Here is an 18,201-nt window from a genome sequence, read left to right as displayed (position 1 = left end):
GGGTACGCTGGTGCGTCAGTTCACTTCCTCGTACAGCGTCACGATGTCGTCGTAGTCGAGTTCGCCGTTCTCGTTGAAGTCGTAGGCCGCCGGGTTCAGCTGGACGCTGTCGGAGTCGAACTGCTGGAACAGGACGACGATGTCGTCGTAGTCGACCTGCCCGTTGCCGTTGACGTCCTCGTACAGGCCGTCGCCGTCGGGGTCTGTCGGCGGGTTCGGGCCGACGACCGGCGGCGGCCCGGCGACCACGATGCCCTTGCGGGTGGTCGCCTCGATGGGGCTCCCCTCATCGTCGTCGAGCTGGGTGACCTCGACAGCGAGGTCGCTCGTCCCCGTGTTCTCCGCGAGGATATCGAGCGAGGCGAGGGGCACGTCTATCTCGCCGGGCTGGACGGCACGGTCGACGTCCGAGAAGCGGATCTCGACCGACGAGCCGTCGTCGCTGACGGTGGCCTCCGTCAGCCCCACGTCGTCGGGGAACTCGACGCCGGTGATGCTCGCCACGTCGGGTTCGGTGACCGTGACGGTCAGGTCCCCGCCCGAGACGCCTGCCGGGAGCGAGGAGACGAGCAGGTCGGCGCTGCCGGTCGCCCCGTGCTGGACCGCGATGGACTGGACGTCGAGGATGACGTCGGGCTGGTAGACGTACAGCGCGTCGTTCGGGTACGAGCGACCGAACTGGTCGGCGTCCTCGCAGCAGAGCACGCGACCGTCGTCCATCACGTAGACGTTGTCGACGTTGACGAGCGCGTCGTCGGCCACGTCGGCCGGGTCGCTCGCGTCGGGCCCGGTGATGACCGGCTCCAGCACGGAGACATCGTAGTTGCGCTCGAGCTCGGCGCGGTAGACGACACCGCCGTCGACGCGGTCGAGCTGGATGTCGCCGACGTCGTTCGCGAGGTCGTCGTTGAACTCCGAGATGCCGAAGTAGACGAAGTCGCCGGGGCCGGCGTCGTCGCGGCTGTCGACGCCCTCGGCCTTGTTGAACTCGATGGACGCGCCGACCTCCTTGGCGGCGGCGCGGGTCTCGAGGAAGGGGACGCGACGCAACTCCTCGTCGACGCCGTCGGGGCCCTCGCTCTCGTACTGGGCGGCCCACGCGAGGATCTCCTCGTTCGTGATGTAGTTCCGGTTCCCCTCCTCGACGACGGTCTGGTCGGCCTCCGCGATGGCCCCTGCGAGGTCCTCGGTCCAGTCGGTCTCCGCGTGGGTCTCCAAGTACGTCTCCTGGGTCACGTCGTCGTACTCGGCGATCCACGAGGCGACCTCGGCGTTGGTCGCGTGGCCGAGTTCGAGCCAGTCGACGTGCAGCGGGACCTCCGCCGGCGAGCCACCGGCGGCGGCCGCCCCGTTGGTGATCTTCGGCGCGTACAGCGTGCCCGCAACGTCCATCGGGTCCTCGTAGCTGTCGATGGGCTCGTCGGCGACGAACTTGTAGATGCCCTTGCTGTCGCCGTCGGAGCACTCGTAGACGGTCTTCCTGTCGCCCTGCACGTCGGGGGCCTCCCACGCCGCCCGGCCCATGACGTAGTACTTCACGGGCTGGGGCGTGTCGGCTGCGGGCTCGCGGATGTCGACGTGGTAGCCGTAGCGGTACGGATTCGGGTAGACGTCGCCGATCGGGTTCGTGGTGTTCTGCTCGTTGCCACCGGTCTGGTCGACCGGCTCCGCGCCGAGGTAGTACGCGAGGAACTCGACGCCGGTGAGCGCCCAGTAACCCTGGATGTCCCACGAGTTCTCCCCGTAGTAGTCGTCGACCGCGCCCTGAATCTCGCTCGGGTTCGGGCGGTTCCAGAACTGGCACGCGCCGACGTGGCCCCGTCCGGTCCCCGCCTCGGCGATGTCGCCGACGGTCGAGGTCATCGAGACGCGCGGATGGGCGTAGTTCTCCTCGGAGGAGAGCATCGTCCCCCACGGACTCAGGTCGCCGTAGCAGTTGATGCGCGTGCCGCCGACCTCGCGGAAGGCCTCGGTGTTCGAGAGGTTCATCGCGTTCTCCAGGTCCGCGCTCCACTCGCCGTCGTCGTCCTGACTGAGTGGGACCCGCGAGACGTTGCCCGGACTGTTCTCCCAGTTGGTGAACAGGTAGCCCTCGGTGCCCTCGTCGTTCGTCGCCACGAACTGGTTGCAGTCCGGGTTGTACCCCGCGTTCCCGTACTGGGTGCCCGCGAAGTTCTCGCGCGAGATGTTCGTCCCGTCGGGTGTCTGGGAGACGCCGAGCAGCTCAGCGCCGCCCCGTATCTCGTCCTCCTCCTGTGCGAGGGGGACCCACTCGCCCTCGCCGGAGCGGACCGCCCCGCGCTCGGCTTCTGTCTCCGGAATCGACAGCTCCTCGAAGTCGCCGTTGCTCCCGTCCATCTCGAACTGGAACCCGCTGAAGTAGCCGACCCCCGCCCGGTCGAACGGCGGTTCGTTGTCGCGGCTCGGGTGCTGCAGGCTGTACAGCAGCGACCCGTCCGCGAAGACGTAGGGACCGGTCACCTCCGCCCCCAGTGCGGTCGTCGAGAACCGCTTCAGCTCCCCCTTCACGCTCGGTGCCCCCGGTGTGTCCGGATCGTCGACGACGGCCGTCGCCTTCCCCGCGACGCTGGCTCCCAGTGCAGCGGCCACGGACGACGCCATCAGGTTCCGTCTGGTGAACTCCATGATGCAGGTGAGCGATAGCAGCATCGGCCAAAAGCGCTTTATAATAGATGTACTGCCCGCGCCCCTCGTCTACGTTCCAGCACTACTGGCAATCACCGGATATGTACCGACTATAGACGGCTATCCGTCTACTGTCACGATTCGCCGACAGGTCGAGCCGACGCCGAACGAATGATAGTAGCGGAGCTGCCAGAACGTGTCGAAGCAGCGACCCGGAACGGTCGCGACGGGGGGGGGAAGCGTCGATACGCGACGACCGTCGACCGAGAGACGTCCGCGCTCGCGTCAGCGGGCTCACGGACCTCCGCAGGCTCCGGCCCGTTCGCCAACGAGGCGACTGCGTCGCCTCGCTTAGCCCGGCCTTTTTGTCCGAGCTTTTTGACGTGAGGGTCGCGCTCCGCGCGACTCTCACGGGAAAAAGGTCGTTAGTAGAACTCCCGGACCAGGTCCATCGACCCGTCGGCGGCGCCGTCGGGGATGTCGGTCATGTCCTCGGTGACACCGTGGGTCTGGTGGTACGGGACGCTCTCCTCGTCCTGCCAGAGGACGCCCATGTACTCCTTGTCGCCCTCGAGGATCTTCTCCTTGGCGTCGTCGTAGTCGTGCGGGTCGTGGTCGGCCTCCTTCAGGTCGACCAGCGAGTCGCGGAAGTAGTCGTACGTGTCGACGTCGTTGAACGTCACGCACGGGCTGAACACGTTGACGAAGCCGAAGCCGTCGTGCTCGATGGCCTGCTCGATGATCTCGGCGTGGCGGAGCGCGTCGCTGGAGAACGACTGCGCGATGAACGTCGCGCCGGAGGCGAGGGCGAGTGCGAGCGGGTTGACCGGGGGCTGCTGCGGTCCCTCGGGGGTAGTGCTCGTCTCGAAGTCCTCGCGCGAGGTCGGGGACGCCTGGCCCTTCGTCAGTCCGTAGATACGGTTGTCCATGACGACGTAGGTCAGGTCGACGTTCCGCCGAACGGCGTGGACGAAGTGGCCCGCGCCGATGGAGTAGCCGTCGCCGTCGCCGCCCGCGACCATCACTTCGAGGTCGGGGTTGGCGAGCTTGACGCCGGTGCCGACGGGGAGTGCGCGCCCGTGGACGCCGTGGAGCGCGTAGCTGTGCATGTAGGTGCCGATCTTGCCGGAACAGCCGATGCCGGCGACGACGAACGTGTTGTCGGGGTCGTTGCCCGTGTTCGCCAGCGCCTTCATCATGCCGTTCATCGTGCCGAAGTCGCCGCATCCCGGACACCAGGTCGGCTGCTTGTCGGACTTGAAGTCGGTGAAACGTACGTCTGAGCTCATTGTGCTTTCGCCTCCGTCTTGAGGGTCTCCTCGATGTCGTCTGCCAGCTCGTCCGCCTTGAAGCGGACACCGTTGTACTTGTTGATGCGTTCGACGCGCTGGAGCACGTCGTGCTCGATGATGTCCGCGAACTGCCCCGTCGCGTTGCACTCGACGACGATGACGTTCTCGGCGGCCTCGATGTCAGCCGTGAGGTCGGGACGCGGGAAGATGTAGGGCACCGAGAGGAAGCGCACGTCGACGCCGCGCTCCTCGAGGTAGTCGATGGCCTCGACCATCGCGCCCTCGTTCGAGCCCCAGGAGATGACGAGGTTCTCCGCGTCGGGGTTGCCGAACTCGCGGTAGTCCCAGTTCTCCTGCTCGCGCGCGGTGTCGACCTTCCGGTTGCGCTTGTCGACCTGCTCGATGCGGACGTTCGTGTCCTCGGTCCGGCGTCCGAGCTCGTCGTGCTCGAGGCCGGTGGACATGTGCGCGCCGTCGGCCGTGCCGGGGAACGCACGCGGCGAGACGCCGTCCTCGGTGTTCGCGTGGGCTCGGAAGCGACCCTCCTCGTCGAGCCACTCGTCGACGGTGTCGTCGTCGACGACCTTGCCGCGGTCGATTTCGACCTCGTCCATGTCGAACGTCTCCGGCGGGAACGTCTGCTCGGTGACGGCGAGTGCGAGGTCGGCGACGAGGTAGACCGGCGTCTGGTACTTCTCGGCGTAGTTGAACGCCTCGACGGTCTTCCAGAAGCACTCGTCGATGCTCGTCGGGGCGACGACGAACCGCGGAATCTCGCCGTGGCCGCCGTACAGGGTCATGTTGAGGTCGCCCTGCTCCTGCTTCGTCGGCATCCCGGTCGAGGGGCCGGAGCGCATCACGTCGACGATGACCAGCGGCGTCTCGCTGGTCGCGACGAGACCGAACGTCTCTGTCATCAGGTCGATGCCGGGCCCGGAGGTCGCGGTCATCGAGCGTGCGCCGGCGCGTGCCGCGCCGAGCGCGAGGTTGATGGCGGAGAGCTCGTCCTCGGCCTGGACGACGTGACCGCCGAACTCGTCGATGCGGCCGGTGAGGTACTCCATCACGTCCGTCGCGGGCGTGATGGGGTAGCCGGCGTAGAACCGGCAGCCCGCGGCGATGGCACCCATCCCGATGGCCTCGTCGCCGTTGAGCAGGACGTAGTCGTTGTCCGTCTCGTCGATGTCGTAGTCGACGTCGAGGTCGTAGTTCTCGGCGACGTACTCCTGCCCGAGTCGGGCGGCCTTCTTGTTGTTCTCGACGATCTTCTCGCCCTTGGCACCGAAGCGCTTCTCGAGGGCCTCGTCGAGGTTCTCGATGGAGAAGTTCGTGATCTCGCAGGCGGCACCGAGCGCGACGATGTTGCGCATGATCGCCCCGCCGGCCTCCTCGGCCAGCGATTTCAGCGGGACATCGACCCCGGTGATGTGGTCGGGGTACTCGGCCTCCCAGGAGCGCTCGCCGTCGTAGATGACGGCGGACTCGTCGTGGAGTTCGTCGAGGTTCTCGTCGATGGTCCGCTGTGTCAGTGCGACCAGAATGTCCAGGCGGTCGACGACGCTCTGGACCTGTTCGGTCGACGTGCGAATCTTGTAGGCGGTGTACCCGCCACGGATGCGCGACGCGAAGTCTTTCGAGGTGAATACGTGCCGTCCGGCCCGTGAGAGGGCCTGGGCGAATATCTTACCGGTGGAGTCGATACCGTCGCCGGCCTCGCCACCGATAGCCCAGTTTAGGTCCTCGGCCATGTTGTGCTGTGGCTACCAAGCGTGGGAGCAAAAGGCTTCTGAAACACCCGACGACGGGCCGAGGGCGGTTTTGCCGCAAGCCGGGAGAGGAACGCCTTTACCGATGCCATGGCTACCGCCGACCATGGACGAGAGGGTCGTTACCGTTGCAGCAGTCGAAACGGTGGGGCCGGGAACCGTCGCGATAGACGTAGAGACACCCGAGGGGTTCGAGGCGCTCCCGGGACAGTTCGTGCTCGTCCGGGCGACGGTCGAGGGCGAGGAGCTGTCGCGGTACTACACGCTCTCCTCGCCCGACGTCGACGGGACGTTCGAGCTGACCGTCGGCGTCGACCCCGACGGCGACATCTCCCCGTGGCTGGCCGACCTCGACGCCGGCGCGGAGCTCACCATCGAGGGGCCGTTCGGGAACGTCAAGTACGACGACGGGGGCGACGTGGTGGTCGCCGCGGGCGGGCCGGGCATCGGCCCCGCCGTCGCCATCGCCGAGCGCGCCGTCGAGCACGGACACGAGGCCGTCGTGCTCTACCAGGACGACGGGCCGGCCCACACGGACCGCCTCGACGCACTCGAAGCCGCCGGCGCGACCGTCCACGTCTTCGACGACGACGCGGACCCCGACCTCGCCGACGCCGTCGGCGAGTACGGCGACGACGGCGAGGTGTACGTGTTCGGCTTCGCCGACTTCTGCGGGGCCGTCACCGACGCGCTCGAGTCGGCCGGCCTCGACGCCGACGCGGCGCAGGTCGAGAGCTTCGGCTAGACGGCCTCGTCGTCGCGGTCGAACTCCATCCGGTGCTTCGCGAGGCCGAGCAGTAGAGCGACTGCCACGGCATTTCGACGGCTATTAGTCGTCCCTCCGTTTTCCTACGCAGTCCATGCCGCCCGAGAGAATCAACGCCGCCGAGGTCGACCGCCGCCTCGACCGGCTCCACGAGCGATACGGTGAGTTCCCGGTCGCGGAGAACCGCGAACCACTCACAACGGAGCAGTACGCCGACTGGACCGACGACGTGGACGCGTACGACTACATCGGTGGTGCGTACTGCTGGATTCGACGCGGTGAGACCGAGGCCCCGTCCCTCTCCGAGTCGATGCCCGACGAGGCGGCCGCCGACGGCGACCGGGTCCTGCTCATCATGGGCCGTGGCGTGAGCCACTGGGGTGTCCCCGGCGGCGGCATCGAGGACGGCGAGACGGCGGAAGCGGCCGCCGAGCGCGAGGTCGGCGAGGAGGTCTCCATCGACTGTTCGGTCTCCGACGTCCTGTTCGTCGAACGCGTCGTCGGGACCCACGAGGAGACCGGCAGCGAGGTCCACCTCTGCTACACGTTCTTCGAGGCGGACTACGTCGACGGCGAGGTCGCCATCCAGAGCGGCGAACTCAACGGCGCGTGCTGGTTCCGGGAGCTGCCGGCGGACCTCCACCCGGCCATCGAGGACCGCGCCCACGAGTGGCCATGAGCGACGACGACCCGGCGACCGGCCTCGGCGACCGGATGCGCGCCGACGTCGACGCCGAACTCGCCCGGCTCAGCGACCGGTTCGGCGACTTTCCGGTCCACGAGGAGACCGTCGGGAACGAGCCCGACTACTTCGAGTCCGGCGTCGAGCTGGCCCGCGACGGCTGGCGCGGCGACGCCGGCGCGTTCGTGGTCGACGGCGACGGTCGCGCGCTGTTCATCCGGCACGAGGGCGCGCCCGACACCTGGGGCCTTCCGGGCGGCGGCCACGAGCCCGGCGAGAACCACGTCGAGACGGCGCTCCGCGAGGTGGACGAGGAGACCGGCATCGACGCCGAAGCCGTCGACGTGTTCCAGACAGTCCGGAGGACCATCGTCCACGCCGAGGACCCGACGCGGACGCTGGCGATGCTGACGGTGCACGTCGACGCGCGCCCGACCCGCGGGACCGACATCGCGGTCGGCGACGACGAGGTCGTCGAGGCGCGGTGGTTCCATCCGGCCGACCCGCCGACGCCGGTGTACGAGCCGTTCGCGGACAGGGTCGCGCGGTGGGCCGACGGGTAGCGCGCAGTCTCCCGGGAGGCCGGCTCAGTGCTGGACGAACTCCACGAGCACGCCGCCGGTGTCCTTCGGGTGGAGGAACGCCACGTCGTGTCCCCACGCACCCGGGCGGGGTTCCTCGTCGATGAGCCGGACATCGTGCTCCCGCGCCCTATCGAGGGCGGCGTCGATATCCTCGGTGGCGAGCGCGACGTGATGGATACCAGGGCCGCGGTTCGCGAGGAACCGCGCGACTGCGCCACCCTCCTCGAGCGGTTCGAGGAGTTCGAAGTAGCCGTTGCCCACGTCGAGGAAGACGACGTGCATCCCGTCGAACTCCTCCTCGTGGGCGGTCTCGAGCCCGAACAGGTCCCCGTACAGCTCCGCCATCCCCGTCGCGTCGTCCGTCGCGACGCCAGCGTGATCGAACTCCATATCCGACCCGACACGTCGCACCGACATGAAGGTACAGCCTCCGCCGCGGCGGGTGTCACTCCCGCAGAGTGAGAACAGTGATGTCCATTTATCCCTACTTAGCACAATACTACTCCTATGGAACTCAACGTCGGCTCCACAGACCGTATCGTTCGCCTCGTCCTCGGGGCAGTCATGCTGGTCGCTGCAGCCGTCGTCGGGGCGGGTATCCTGAGCGTCGGCAGCGGCACCGTCGCGACCGTCGGTGCGCCGCTCGTGCTCGCCGTCGTCGGGCTCGTCCTGCTCGTCACCGGCTACACGCAGACCTGCCCGGCGTACAGCCTGCTCGACATCCGCACCCTGCGGCGCGGGAACTGACCCGCCCGCGGACCCGTCTCGTTTTCGGCCCGGCGGACGTACCCTGGACACACACCACCCACTATGAACCCATCTCAGCTCCGTGACGACATGCCCGTCCTCGACGAGACGACCTACCTGAACACCGGCGCGAGCGGCCCCAGTCCCCGCCACATCGTCGATTCGACGGAGTCGTGGCACGAGTTCCACGAGTTCGAGTCGGCGGCGGGACCGGGGATGTACGAGCCGGCGTTCGAACTGTTCGACCAGGCGCGCGCGACCGTGGCCTCACACATCGGCACAGAGCCCGGCAACGTCGCACTCACCGGCAGCACGACCGACGGAATCAGCCGGCTCCCCCTCGCAATGGACTGGGACGCCGACGATGTCGTCGTCCGGACCGACGTGGAGCACGCCGCCGGCATCCTCCCCTGGCGCCGCCTCCGGGACGAGTACGGCGTCGAGGTGCGCGTCGTGGAGACCGACCGGGGCTGGATCGACCCCGACGACTGGGAGGACGCTGTGCAGGGCGCGACGCTCGCGACGTTCAGCTCGGTCTGCTGGACCTCCGGCGTGCGCGCCCCGGTCCGCGAGCTCACCGAGCGCGCCCACGACGCGGGGGCACGCGTCGTCGTCGACGCCGTGCAGTCGCCCGGCCAGCACCCAGTCGACGTCGAGGAGTGGGGCGCCGACGCGGTCGCCGCCTCGGGTCACAAGTGGCTGCTCGGGCCGTGGGGCGCGGGCTTCCTCTACGTCGACCCCGCGTTCGCCGAGACCCTCGCACCGGCACAGCTCGGCTACCGGAACACCGTCGACCCGTACGCCGACCCCTACGAGTACGCCGAGGGCGCGCGGCGCTTCGAGTTCGGCACCGTCGCACCCGCCCCGTACGCCGGCCTCCAGACGGCCATCGAGACCATCGAGGATATCGGTATCGACACCGTCCAGTCCCGCGTCGAACGCCTCACCAATCGGCTGAAGGAGGGCCTCGATGCGGACAGTCTCGTCTCGCCCCGCGAGTACCACACCGGGCTCGTCTCGTTCGCTGACGACGACCCCGAGGCGACGGTCGAGCGGGTGGCCGAACGGGGCATCGAGGTCCGCTCCATCCCGACGACCGGCGTCGTCCGTGCGTCGATCCACGTGTTCAACACCGCCGACGACGTGGACGCCCTCCTCGACGCCCTCGATGAGTGAAAGCCGTCTTTGACCGGACTTTCGACCGGTAAAACACTCCTTTCAGCTTGGATAGGGGTTAATCCCTCGGAGCGAGTATGGCCGGGTATGAAGCGACGGACCCTCCTGAGCTCGCTCGCAAGCATCGGCGCGGTCGGCGTCACCGGCTGTATCGACGACAGCAGCCCCGGCGACTCCGGCACGGACAACACCACGACCGACGAGCCGGGCACGACGCCCGACGACGGCACCGACACGCCCGACGGCACCGACGATGACGACGGCTCGGAGTTCAACCCCGACGAGCAGACCGAGGCCGCCCGCTTCGAGGTCGGCTCCCCCGAGGGCGTCGCCTTCGCGAACAACAACAAGCCCGTCCCCGTCCACGTCCGCAACGACGCCGACGAGGAGCGTGACTTCGCGCTCCAGGTGACCCGGCCGACCCCCGGCCCGAGCGACGACCTGCAGGTCCGGGACCTCGGCACGACGACGCTCTCGGCCGACGCGTACGTGACGGTCATGTTCTACGTGCCCGCCACGTACACCCTCACCGTCGATGGCAACGGCGAGACGCTGCACGAGCACCAGCTCGGCCACGGCGACTTCACCTGCAACAGCGGCTTCACCTCCATCACGGTCGCCGAGGACTGGTCGGTCGAGACCAGCGGCGTCAGCACGAGGATGGCGTGCCCCAGCCCGTCCGCGCGCACCGTCGGCGTCGGACAGGGCGAAGGCGAGTGCGCAGACGGCGAGGACCACACCGCGACCGTCTCCTACGGCGACGAGGAGGTGACCGTCGAGGGCGCGTTCGTCACGCCGACGCCCTGCTACTCGGTCGAGGTGACCGAGTCCAACTACGACGAGGAGACCGACGAGTTCGAACTCGTCCTCGTGGCGACCGAGAACGACGCCGAGAGCTGTGTCGAATGCGTCGGCGTCGTCGACTACGAGAGCACCGTCGGCTTCGAGGCGGACTTCCCCGCCCACGTCTCGGTCGTGCACCGGACGAACGACGGTGACACGGAGGTCGCCCGCGCGACCTGGAACGCCGGCTTCGAACTCGGCGGCGACGACGCCGCGTTCCTGTAGGGTCCCCGCCACCGTCGACCTCGCCGCAGGAACACGGTTCCAGGCAAAACAGTCGAGGGGATTTACTTTCCCTCCCGCTCTCCGTCGCGTATGCAGCGTCGTGCCCTCCTGTCCACGGTCGGCAGCCTCGGCATCGGGTCCCTCGCAGGCTGTTTCGACGGTACCGGTGTCGGCGATATCGGCACCGGTTCGACTCGAACCCGCGACCCACCCCAGAACTACGCTGACCCGCGGTTCAGTCGCGACCGATACGACGCCGTCGCTCGGTACGAGATAGGACACGTCGACGGCGACGCGTTCCCGGGGCAGGACATCGACCAGGACGTACCCATCGACTGGGTCGTCTGGAACCACGCCGACACGGCGCGCGACCTCCGCGTCCGCGTCACGACCGGGTGGGACGAGCGCGACCTCGGCGTCCACTCCTTCGAGCCGTGGGAGTACGTGTGGCTCCGGTTCCCGGTCCCGATGGAGTACGCCCTCCTGGTCGACGGTGACGGGCGGCGGCTCCACGAGTCCCGGTTCGCCCACCGAGAGTTCGACTGCAACGCGAAGGGGCGCGTGGTGCGGGTGCACGACGACTGGTCCGTCGACATGACCCGGGGTAGCACGCTCGCGGGCTGTCCCGGCGTCAGCGTAACGAATGTCGCCGTCGATCGTTCTGAGGGCGACTGTGCCGACAGCTCCGCCCACCGGGCGCGTATCGAGTACGGCGGGACCGAGGTGGCCGTCGACGGCAGGTTCTTCACACCCGACCCCTGCCACTCGGTCGAGGTGGTCGAGTCGACCTACCGGGAGGACGAGGACCTGTTCCGGGTCGTCCTCGACGCCATCGAGGACGACGGCGCGTGTGCGGACTGCGTCGGTGCCGTCGACTACGAACTGACGGCCGGCTTCGAGTACAGCTTCCCCGGACACGTCGCCGTCGTCCACCGCGAATCCGACGGTGACACGGAGGTCGCCCGCGCGACGTGGAACGCCGACGTGGACCTCGGCGGAAGCGACTGACCGGACGAGAACGGCCCAGGACCCGGATTACAGCGCGCTGCCGGGGTGGTACTCCCCGAACTCGTCGCGGAGCACGTCGCAGACCTCGCCGACCGTCGCGTACGCCTTCACGCAGTCGACGATGTACGGCATGAGGTTGTCGTCGCTCCGGGCTGCGGCCCGCAGTGCTTCGAGCGTCGCCGCGACGTCCTCGTCGTCGCGGTCCTCCTTCACCGCGGCGAGGCTCTCCTTCTGGCGGCGCTCGTCCTCCTCCGTGACCTCCTCCAGGTCCATCTCGGGCTCCTCGTCGACCTGGTACTCGTTGACCCCGACGATGACGCGCTCGCCCTCCTCGATCTCCTCCTGCCGGTCGAACGCCGTGTCCTGGATCTGGCGCTGGACCCACTGGCTCTCGACGGCGTCGAGCATCCCGCCTTTCCCGTCGATGGTCTCGATGATGTCCCGTGCCTCCTGCTCCAGCTCGTCGGTGAGGTCCTCGACGTAGTAGCTGCCCGCGAGCGGGTCGACGGTGTCCGCGGCCCCGGACTCGTGAGCGAGTATCTGCTGGGTGCGCAGCGCGGTCCGCACCGACTCCTCTGTCGGGAGCGCGAGCGCCTCGTCCTTCCCGTTGGTGTGCAGGCTCTGCGTGCCGCCGAGCACGGCCGCGAGCGCCTGGTAGGCGACGCGGACGATGTTGTTCTCGATCTGCTGGGCAGTCAGCGTCGAGCCCGCGGTCTGGGTGTGGAACTTCAACTGCTTGGACTTGGGGTTCTCGGGGTCGAAGCGCTCCTCCATCAGCTTCGCCCAGAGCCGACGGGCGGCGCGGAACTTCGCGACCTCCTCGAGGATGTTGTTGTACGATGCGAAGAAGAAGGAGAGCTGTGGTGCGAACTCGTCGACGTCCAGGCCGGCGTCGAGCGCGGTCTCGACGTACTCGATGCCGTCGGCGAGCGTGAAGGCGATCTCCTGGGCGGCCGTCGAGCCGGCCTCGCGGATGTGGTAGCCCGAGATGGAGATGGTGTTGAACTTCGGCGTCTCGTCCGCGCAGAACTCGAAGATGTCCGTGATGATGCGCATCGACGGCTCCGGCGGGTAGATGTACGTGTTCCGCGCGATGTACTCCTTCAGCACGTCGTTCTGGATGGTGCCCCGCAGCTCCTCGCGGTCGATGCCCTGACGGTCTCCGACGGCGATGTACATGGCGAGCAGGACGCTGGCGGGCGCGTTGATGGTCATCGAGGTGGAGACCTCGTCGAGCGGGATGCCGTCGAACACCGTCTCCATGTCGGCGAGCGTGTCGATGGCGACGCCCGACTTGCCGACCTCGCCGGCGGCCATCGCGGCGTCGGAGGCGTAGCCCATCTGCGTGGGGAGGTCGAACGCCATCGAGAGGCCGGTCTGGCCCTGGTCGAGCAGGTAGTGGAACCGCTCGTTGGTCTCCTCGGGCGTGCCCATCCCCGCGTACTGGCGCATCGTCCACAGTCGGCCCCGGTACCCCGTGGAGTAGACCCCACGGGTGTAGGGCTCCTCGCCGGGGAAGCCGAGGTTGTCCTCGTAGTCGAGGTCCCGCACGTCGTCGGGCGTGTACAGCCGGTCGACCTCGTGGCCACCCGTGTCTGTCGTGAACGTCTCCTTGCGTTCGCCGAACCGATCGACGACCGGTTCGACCTCGTCCGCCTCCCACTCCGACTTCGCGGACCGGATGGCGTCGAGGTCCTCTTCGTCGAACATTACTCGAAGCCACGACGGCCTCCGCATTAACCTTTGACGAACCGACGGAAACCGCCAATCCGTGTGTTTTTGTGTGGTCCCCGACGATTCCGGACGATGCGACGACGTGCCCTCCTCGCCAGCATCGGCACCGCCTCGCTCGCCGGCTGCCTCGGCGCCGCCGAGGTCGCCGAACCACAGCCGTGCGAACCCGGGAACGACTCCCTCGGCTCCCTCCTCGACGCCGTGACGACGGAGGAGCCGCCGCGAACCGCCCGGGTGCGTGCCGTCGTCGTGCACGTCGGCTACCGGCTGGTGCTGACCGACGGCACCGGCTGGGGGGTGCTCGACCCGGAACGCGAGTCCGAGTCGCTCGACATCGAACGGGGGGACTGCGTCTCGGCGCACTGTTACCTCCGCGAGGGTGCGAGCAAGATGACCGGCGTCACCCGGCTGGCCGTCCATCTCGGCGACCGGGTCACGACCACCGACGAGAACCCCGCCGGTGAACCTCCGACGATGCCGTCCCCGCCGGAGGCCCTCTTCGACATGCGCGCCGATGGGAACGAGGCCATCGTGCTGCAGAACGTCGGCCCGGCGTCGGTCCCGGCCGGACGACTGCAGGTCCGGAACGTGTCGGGCGACCGGGAACTGCTCGACACCGCGCGCTGGTCGGACCTGACGGAGAAGGCCCCCGGCGACCCGGTGACCGTCGGCGACTCCCTCCGGGTCGACTGGCCCGGCGAGAGCGTGCTGTGCTGGCGGGGCGAGTCCGGCTGGGTGGAGACCGTCACCGACTGGTGGACCCTCGAGTAGCCCCCGGGACCGTCCGATTCAGACCGCGTCGTCCGGCTCGTGCGCCGCCTGCATCCGCGACGCCTCGGTCGCGAACCACTCGCGCTTCCCCTCGTCCTCGACTCGCCCGAGGTTCGAGACCTGGACGTCGAGCGCCGCGAGCGTCTCGCGCTGGTCACCCGTGTAGCTCGTCAGTGCGCGCTCCTTCCGGTGGTACCACTCGCCGTCCGGCGTCGCGTACGTGAGGATGACGATGTTGGGGTTCCCCGTGAGAGCGCGCTCTCACGGTGCGTCGTCGGAGTAGGTCCGTTCGACGAGCCACACACGCCGGGTCTCGGCCCCTTCCTCGACGCTCGTCTCGGTGTCCATACGACAGCTACGCCACCGCGAGGGGAGAATCTACCGCCGACCGCGGCATTTTTCGTCGTCCACACCCGAGACCGGAGTATGGATGACACGGACGACCGCGCGCGGGAGGACGCGACGGTCGACCCTGCGGGCGCCCCAATCCCGGACGACGACGACGAAGTGTCGCGCAAGCAGGCCGCGCTGTTCATCTCGCCGTTCCTCGCGCTCGGGCTCGCGGACGTCGTGCTGCTGCTCGGCTGGGGGCTCGACCCGCTCTGGGGCTTCATGATCCTCCCACCCATCCTCTTCATCAGCTTCCTCGGCTGGGTCGCGTTCAAGTACGGCTTCGTCGGCGACCGGACCGACGGGGACGACGCCGTCGGCGAATGAACCCGGTGGTCGTCTGGCACCGGGTCGACCTCCGCCTCGCCGACAACCCCGCGCTGGCGGCCGCCGCCGACGCGGCGACCGAGGCCCTCTCCCGGCGCAGGCGGGGCCGTCGGGGCGACGAGGGCAGCCACGAGCGAGACGACGGACGGGCCAGCCTCGACCAGTTCTGACCGGCGGCTACTGTCCCGTGTCGTACTTGTAGGTCGCCTTCTCCGGGTCGATGCCGAAGTCCTCCGGCGCCTCCTCCGCCGCGGTGGACTCCTCCTCGCCGGCGTCCTTGAACCGCTCGCGGAACCGGTCGGGGACGTCGAACTCGTCGACATCGAGCCGCATCGGGCGCGCCTCGGGCGTCGTCGACTCTCGCTTCGTCGTCAGCCGCTCCTGGAGCAGCGGCGGCAGAGCGTCCGCGTCGATGGCGTCGAAGCCGAACTGGGCGAGGTAGCCACCCTCGTCGGTGAGTGCGTACACCCGCTCGAAGCCCGCGTCGCCCGCGTACTCGACCAGCCGCTCGATGATGTGTGCCCCGACGCCCTGGCCCTGCCAGCCGTCGAGGACGCCGATGCTCGTCAGCTCGCAGACGTCATCCTCGTCGGGGTCGCGCCGACCGCTCTGTGTGCGCTCGCCCTCGCCCGCCGTGTGGACGCGGATGCGGCCGAAGCCGGCCTTCGAGCCGGCCTCCTCGTCGATAGCCACGACGTAATCGCGCGACCGGAACGCCGTGTCGTCCAGTCCCATGGCCTCGATGTGGTCCAGCAACCACACTTCCTCCCTGTTTTTCGCGTCCCGGACGTACATGGCTCGACGTTACAGTCCGAACACAATATGAGTTGTCCCGGCTCCGTCTGTCGGTCGTCCCGACGGTCCACCCGGCGTCAGCCGGCGCGTGGCGTCCACAGCCCGTAGAGGATGGCGACCATCCCGACGAGTTCGCTCACCTGGCCGACGCTGTTGATGACGGGAATCGGGGCGTCGAACACGACGTACAGGACCAGTGCCGCGGCCGCCGGCACCCCCACGACGAGGGCGAACCCGGCGGCCACGAACAGCATCGGCCGGCTCTGGTTCCGCCGATAGCCCCGGTAGGCGATGTAGCTGATTGCCAGCCCGAGCAGCACCGTGAGGCTCTCGCTGAGCTGCCGGGCGAGACTGAGCGTTTCCAGGTCGAACGACTGGAGTGGGAGTTCGAGCATCATCACATCTCCTCTACGAGCCGCGTGAACCGGTCCGCCATGCGCTCCCGACGCGCGATCTCGACCTCGAAGCCGTCGTCGGTGAGGTCGAGTTCGACGCCGTCGAGCCGCGCACGGTAGACGCTGTAGTTCTTCCCGTCGGTGACCACCTGGACCTCTTCGGCGACGAGGTCGGCCGCCTGGAGCCGCTCGAGCCGCCGGTACACCGTCGGCTCCGAGGCGCCGGTCCGCTCGCTGAGCGCCGCCGCCGGGAGCGCCTCACCCCTCGTCTCCACCAGTATCTGTCGGGCGCACTCGTCGGCGAGCAGGTCCGCGAGGGTGTCGATGTCTGGCGGGTCGGCCACGACGGCTGTGTCATCTCCACAGATGGCCATAACTGTTCGGCCACCGTCCACGTTTCGGCTGGCTTCAGCCGTTGAAGCCAGCCGTGCGGGACGATGTACCGCAACCACATGCGTCCAGACACGGATGGCACGCTCGAAGCAATCGCTCACGACGCGAATCGGACGAGTACTCCTCGGCAGTATCACCGTGCTGGTGACCGCCCCGACGGGCCTCGGTGCCAGCCTCGGCGGCTGGCTCGCGGGCCGGGGAACGGACGGCCCTCTGCGCGGCGCGGTCGCCGGCGGCGCCGCCGGCCTCCTCGGCTCGCTGCCGTGGGTCGCGCTGGTGTACTTCGCCAGCGCCGGCGCGTTCGCCCCGGTCGGCTACCACGAGAACGGCGTCCACATCGGCATCAACACGATGGCTCCCGGCGCACTGACGCTCTGGCAGGAGCTCGGCATCGCCGCCCTCATGGGCGGTATCTTCGTCGGCTTCGCGGTCGTCGGGGGGCTCGTGGCCGGGCTCTCCACCACGGTGCTCGCCGAGCTGCGGGCCGACGGCTCGGCGGCGAGCTGAGTCACGACCGTAGCCGACGACGGAAAGCCCTTCACGCGTCGTCACGCAGTCCCCCGCATGGGACTGTTCGACCGCGTCCGGGGCGTCTTCGGCGGCGACGACCCCGAGCCGGAGCCGGCGACCGGCCACGACGACGCCGAGGCCGCACCGGAGCCGACGACCGACCCCGATGGCCGCGGTCGCGGCGGCGTCAACGAGGCCGCAGACGGCGAGAAGAGCGGCAGCCACGGCAGCCACTGGGACACCGTGACGACCGGGCAGATGGACGTCATCAGCACCATCCGCGGCGCGGTCGAGTCCGGGATGCCGACCGAATGGCGTACCGACGACGGCGAGACGGTCGTCGGCTACCGGGCCGGCGCCGGCCCCGTCTCCACACTGGTCGTCACCGGCCCCGACGGCGACCTGTGGACCGCCTACCCCGTCGCCGAGGGCATCACCCACGAACTGTCCGTCGAGACGGTCGTCCCCTGGGCCAACGGCGCGGAGGCACAGCTGACGGGCGCACTCGGCGACTCGACCGTCTCGGTGTTCGCGACGAACTACGTCACCATCGACGAGCGCATCGAGGGCTCCCGACAGGTCGAACTCGCCGCGCTCTGCTACGACCTCAATCCGGCCACCGACGAGACCCTCACCGTCGACGACGAGCACGAGTTCTCCACCGCCGGGATGGCCGGCTTCGTCCCGTTCGACGGCGGGGACGTCGACGACTACGTCTTCCAGACGCGCATCGAGTCGGTGAAGCAGGTCGCGTTCGGCGACGCGACCATCTACCGCTGTCGCGCCCCCCTCTTCCGCGACGCCCACGGGAACGACTACGAGATCTCCCTGTACGCCGCCGAGCACGCCTGCGACGGCTACGTGCCCGAGCCCGGCGACGACGTGGAGGGCGTGTTCTGGCTGCAGGGCTGGCTCGCCTGACCACAGGAGTTTACGAATATTGTAAACCCTATGCCCACATCGAGCGCTGACCAGCCGGCTGGCGCGCGGCTGGCGAGCGTGTCGAGCGCCAGCGAGACCGCGAGCCCCACTCGTGCGAGGGATGAGCACCGCAGCGCTAGCGAGGAGCGCAAGAGGCTGGGGAGGCCTGAGGTGCGGTGCGGTTGCGGTGGGCGGGACTGAAAGGGGCGGCGGGCTACGCGAACCCCGAC

Annotated in this window: 20 protein-coding genes and 1 pseudogene; 12 read left to right on the top strand and 9 right to left on the bottom strand. The window is 68.7% G+C overall.

Annotated features, from left to right (window positions below):
- Positions 1–15: 15 nt before the first annotated feature.
- From BLT27_RS06035 to BLT27_RS06025, 3 genes are all read right to left on the bottom strand, one after another.
- On the bottom strand, positions 16–2,649 hold the full coding sequence (locus BLT27_RS06035; RefSeq protein ID WP_175526402.1) for an alkaline phosphatase PhoX: 2,634 nt from the start codon (positions 2,647–2,649) through the stop codon (positions 16–18).
- Positions 2,650–3,071: 422 nt separating this feature from the next.
- Positions 3,072–3,935: a 2-oxoacid:ferredoxin oxidoreductase subunit beta gene (locus tag BLT27_RS06030; protein ID WP_089732137.1), complete on the bottom strand. Its 864-nt coding sequence runs from the start codon at positions 3,933–3,935 to the stop codon at positions 3,072–3,074.
- A complete protein-coding gene (locus BLT27_RS06025; RefSeq protein ID WP_089732136.1) occupies positions 3,932–5,686 on the bottom strand; it encodes a 2-oxoacid:acceptor oxidoreductase subunit alpha in 1,755 nt (584 codons plus the stop codon). The genes BLT27_RS06030 and BLT27_RS06025 overlap by 4 nt, the downstream gene beginning before the upstream one ends.
- Before the next feature lie 124 nt (positions 5,687–5,810).
- Here BLT27_RS06025 and BLT27_RS06020 point away from each other — a divergent pair, with 124 nt between their 5' ends.
- The 3 genes from BLT27_RS06020 to BLT27_RS06010 all read left to right on the top strand — a co-directional run bounded on the left by BLT27_RS06020 (position 5,811) and on the right by BLT27_RS06010 (position 7,715).
- Positions 5,811–6,449: an FAD-dependent oxidoreductase gene (locus BLT27_RS06020; RefSeq protein WP_089732135.1), complete on the top strand. Its 639-nt coding sequence runs from the start codon at positions 5,811–5,813 to the stop codon at positions 6,447–6,449.
- Positions 6,450–6,564: 115 nt separating this feature from the next.
- A complete protein-coding gene (locus tag BLT27_RS06015; protein ID WP_089732134.1) occupies positions 6,565–7,149 on the top strand; it encodes an NUDIX domain-containing protein in 585 nt (194 codons plus the stop codon).
- Entirely contained in the window at positions 7,146–7,715 is a 570-nt protein-coding gene (locus BLT27_RS06010) for an NUDIX hydrolase (protein WP_217639100.1), read from the top strand. The genes BLT27_RS06015 and BLT27_RS06010 overlap by 4 nt, the downstream gene beginning before the upstream one ends.
- A 24-nt stretch (positions 7,716–7,739) precedes the next feature.
- Here the strand turns inward: BLT27_RS06010 and mce are convergent, their stop codons facing one another.
- A complete protein-coding gene (gene mce / locus BLT27_RS06005; RefSeq protein WP_089732133.1) occupies positions 7,740–8,126 on the bottom strand; it encodes a methylmalonyl-CoA epimerase in 387 nt (128 codons plus the stop codon).
- Positions 8,127–8,243: 117 nt separating this feature from the next.
- On the opposite strand from mce, the gene BLT27_RS06000 reads away from it, so the two are divergent.
- From BLT27_RS06000 to BLT27_RS05985, 4 genes are all read left to right on the top strand, one after another.
- Positions 8,244–8,483, top strand: coding sequence for a YgaP family membrane protein (locus tag BLT27_RS06000; RefSeq protein ID WP_089732132.1), 240 nt, complete (start codon positions 8,244–8,246; stop codon positions 8,481–8,483).
- 63 nt (positions 8,484–8,546) lie between these two features.
- On the top strand, positions 8,547–9,659 hold the full coding sequence (locus BLT27_RS05995) for an aminotransferase class V-fold PLP-dependent enzyme (protein ID WP_089732131.1): 1,113 nt from the start codon (positions 8,547–8,549) through the stop codon (positions 9,657–9,659).
- Between the two features lie 87 nt (positions 9,660–9,746).
- On the top strand, positions 9,747–10,727 hold the full coding sequence (locus BLT27_RS05990; RefSeq protein WP_089732130.1) for a hypothetical protein: 981 nt from the start codon (positions 9,747–9,749) through the stop codon (positions 10,725–10,727).
- Positions 10,728–10,817: 90 nt separating this feature from the next.
- On the top strand, positions 10,818–11,735 hold the full coding sequence (locus BLT27_RS05985; protein ID WP_089732129.1) for a hypothetical protein: 918 nt from the start codon (positions 10,818–10,820) through the stop codon (positions 11,733–11,735).
- A gap of 27 nt (positions 11,736–11,762) precedes the next feature.
- Here the strand turns inward: BLT27_RS05985 and BLT27_RS05980 are convergent, their stop codons facing one another.
- Positions 11,763–13,445, bottom strand: coding sequence for an acyl-CoA mutase large subunit family protein (locus tag BLT27_RS05980; RefSeq protein ID WP_089732128.1), 1,683 nt, complete (start codon positions 13,443–13,445; stop codon positions 11,763–11,765).
- 96 nt (positions 13,446–13,541) lie between these two features.
- Between BLT27_RS05980 and BLT27_RS05975 the strand changes: the two genes are divergently transcribed.
- Complete coding sequence (locus tag BLT27_RS05975) at positions 13,542–14,240, top strand: hypothetical protein (RefSeq protein ID WP_089732127.1); 699 nt, start codon at positions 13,542–13,544, stop codon at positions 14,238–14,240.
- Between the two features lie 18 nt (positions 14,241–14,258).
- On the opposite strand, the pseudogene BLT27_RS20135 reads toward BLT27_RS05975, so the two are convergent.
- Positions 14,259–14,588 (bottom strand): annotated as a pseudogene (locus BLT27_RS20135) (hypothetical protein).
- Positions 14,589–14,666: 78 nt separating this feature from the next.
- Between BLT27_RS20135 and BLT27_RS05965 the strand changes: the two are divergent.
- Both BLT27_RS05965 and BLT27_RS19045 read left to right on the top strand, forming a co-directional pair.
- A complete protein-coding gene (locus BLT27_RS05965) occupies positions 14,667–14,957 on the top strand; it encodes a DUF8142 family protein (protein ID WP_175526397.1) in 291 nt (96 codons plus the stop codon).
- On the top strand, positions 14,954–15,127 hold the full coding sequence (locus BLT27_RS19045; RefSeq protein WP_139172264.1) for a deoxyribodipyrimidine photo-lyase: 174 nt from the start codon (positions 14,954–14,956) through the stop codon (positions 15,125–15,127). Before BLT27_RS05965 ends, BLT27_RS19045 begins: the two co-directional genes overlap by 4 nt.
- A 7-nt stretch (positions 15,128–15,134) precedes the next feature.
- Here BLT27_RS19045 and BLT27_RS05960 read toward each other — a convergent pair whose 3' ends face one another.
- The 3 genes from BLT27_RS05960 to BLT27_RS05950 all read right to left on the bottom strand — a co-directional run bounded on the left by BLT27_RS05960 (position 15,135) and on the right by BLT27_RS05950 (position 16,491).
- Entirely contained in the window at positions 15,135–15,752 is a 618-nt protein-coding gene (locus BLT27_RS05960) for a GNAT family N-acetyltransferase (protein ID WP_089732126.1), read from the bottom strand.
- A gap of 77 nt (positions 15,753–15,829) precedes the next feature.
- Positions 15,830–16,147, bottom strand: a complete 318-nt coding sequence (locus BLT27_RS05955) for a DUF7521 family protein (protein WP_089732125.1) — start codon at positions 16,145–16,147, stop codon at positions 15,830–15,832.
- Between the two features lie 2 nt (positions 16,148–16,149).
- Positions 16,150–16,491, bottom strand: coding sequence for a winged helix-turn-helix domain-containing protein (locus BLT27_RS05950; RefSeq protein ID WP_245707639.1), 342 nt, complete (start codon positions 16,489–16,491; stop codon positions 16,150–16,152).
- A gap of 124 nt (positions 16,492–16,615) precedes the next feature.
- On the opposite strand from BLT27_RS05950, the gene BLT27_RS05945 reads away from it, so the two are divergent.
- Both BLT27_RS05945 and BLT27_RS05940 read left to right on the top strand, forming a co-directional pair.
- Positions 16,616–17,047: a hypothetical protein gene (locus tag BLT27_RS05945; protein WP_089732124.1), complete on the top strand. Its 432-nt coding sequence runs from the start codon at positions 16,616–16,618 to the stop codon at positions 17,045–17,047.
- Positions 17,048–17,104: 57 nt separating this feature from the next.
- Complete coding sequence (locus BLT27_RS05940; protein WP_089732123.1) at positions 17,105–17,971, top strand: hypothetical protein; 867 nt, start codon at positions 17,105–17,107, stop codon at positions 17,969–17,971.
- The last annotated feature ends 230 nt before the right edge of the window (positions 17,972–18,201 follow it).

Origin of the sequence: Haloarchaeobius iranensis, from assembly GCF_900103505.1 — an archaeon.
GTDB classification, from domain to species: domain Archaea; phylum Halobacteriota; class Halobacteria; order Halobacteriales; family Natrialbaceae; genus Haloarchaeobius; species Haloarchaeobius iranensis.
This window is presented reverse-complemented; position numbering and strand designations above follow the sequence as displayed.

Coding starts and splice junctions, on each gene's coding strand:
- BLT27_RS05940 (WP_089732123.1), top strand. CDS start 17,105: ATGGGACTGTTCGACCGCGTCCGGGGCGTCTTCGGCGGCGACGACCCC.
- BLT27_RS06025 (WP_089732136.1), bottom strand. CDS start 5,686: ATGGCCGAGGACCTAAACTGGGCTATCGGTGGCGAGGCCGGCGACGGT.
- mce (WP_089732133.1), bottom strand. CDS start 8,126: ATGGAGTTCGATCACGCTGGCGTCGCGACGGACGACGCGACGGGGATG.
- BLT27_RS05955 (WP_089732125.1), bottom strand. CDS start 16,147: ATGCTCGAACTCCCACTCCAGTCGTTCGACCTGGAAACGCTCAGTCTC.
- BLT27_RS05960 (WP_089732126.1), bottom strand. CDS start 15,752: ATGTACGTCCGGGACGCGAAAAACAGGGAGGAAGTGTGGTTGCTGGAC.
- BLT27_RS05995 (WP_089732131.1), top strand. CDS start 8,547: ATGAACCCATCTCAGCTCCGTGACGACATGCCCGTCCTCGACGAGACG.
- BLT27_RS05985 (WP_089732129.1), top strand. CDS start 10,818: ATGCAGCGTCGTGCCCTCCTGTCCACGGTCGGCAGCCTCGGCATCGGG.
- BLT27_RS06020 (WP_089732135.1), top strand. CDS start 5,811: ATGGACGAGAGGGTCGTTACCGTTGCAGCAGTCGAAACGGTGGGGCCG.
- BLT27_RS06000 (WP_089732132.1), top strand. CDS start 8,244: ATGGAACTCAACGTCGGCTCCACAGACCGTATCGTTCGCCTCGTCCTC.
- BLT27_RS05975 (WP_089732127.1), top strand. CDS start 13,542: ATGCGACGACGTGCCCTCCTCGCCAGCATCGGCACCGCCTCGCTCGCC.
- BLT27_RS19045 (WP_139172264.1), top strand. CDS start 14,954: ATGAACCCGGTGGTCGTCTGGCACCGGGTCGACCTCCGCCTCGCCGAC.
- BLT27_RS06010 (WP_217639100.1), top strand. CDS start 7,146: ATGAGCGACGACGACCCGGCGACCGGCCTCGGCGACCGGATGCGCGCC.
- BLT27_RS05965 (WP_175526397.1), top strand. CDS start 14,667: ATGGATGACACGGACGACCGCGCGCGGGAGGACGCGACGGTCGACCCT.
- BLT27_RS06030 (WP_089732137.1), bottom strand. CDS start 3,935: ATGAGCTCAGACGTACGTTTCACCGACTTCAAGTCCGACAAGCAGCCG.
- BLT27_RS05980 (WP_089732128.1), bottom strand. CDS start 13,445: ATGTTCGACGAAGAGGACCTCGACGCCATCCGGTCCGCGAAGTCGGAG.
- BLT27_RS06015 (WP_089732134.1), top strand. CDS start 6,565: ATGCCGCCCGAGAGAATCAACGCCGCCGAGGTCGACCGCCGCCTCGAC.
- BLT27_RS05990 (WP_089732130.1), top strand. CDS start 9,747: ATGAAGCGACGGACCCTCCTGAGCTCGCTCGCAAGCATCGGCGCGGTC.
- BLT27_RS05945 (WP_089732124.1), top strand. CDS start 16,616: ATGGCACGCTCGAAGCAATCGCTCACGACGCGAATCGGACGAGTACTC.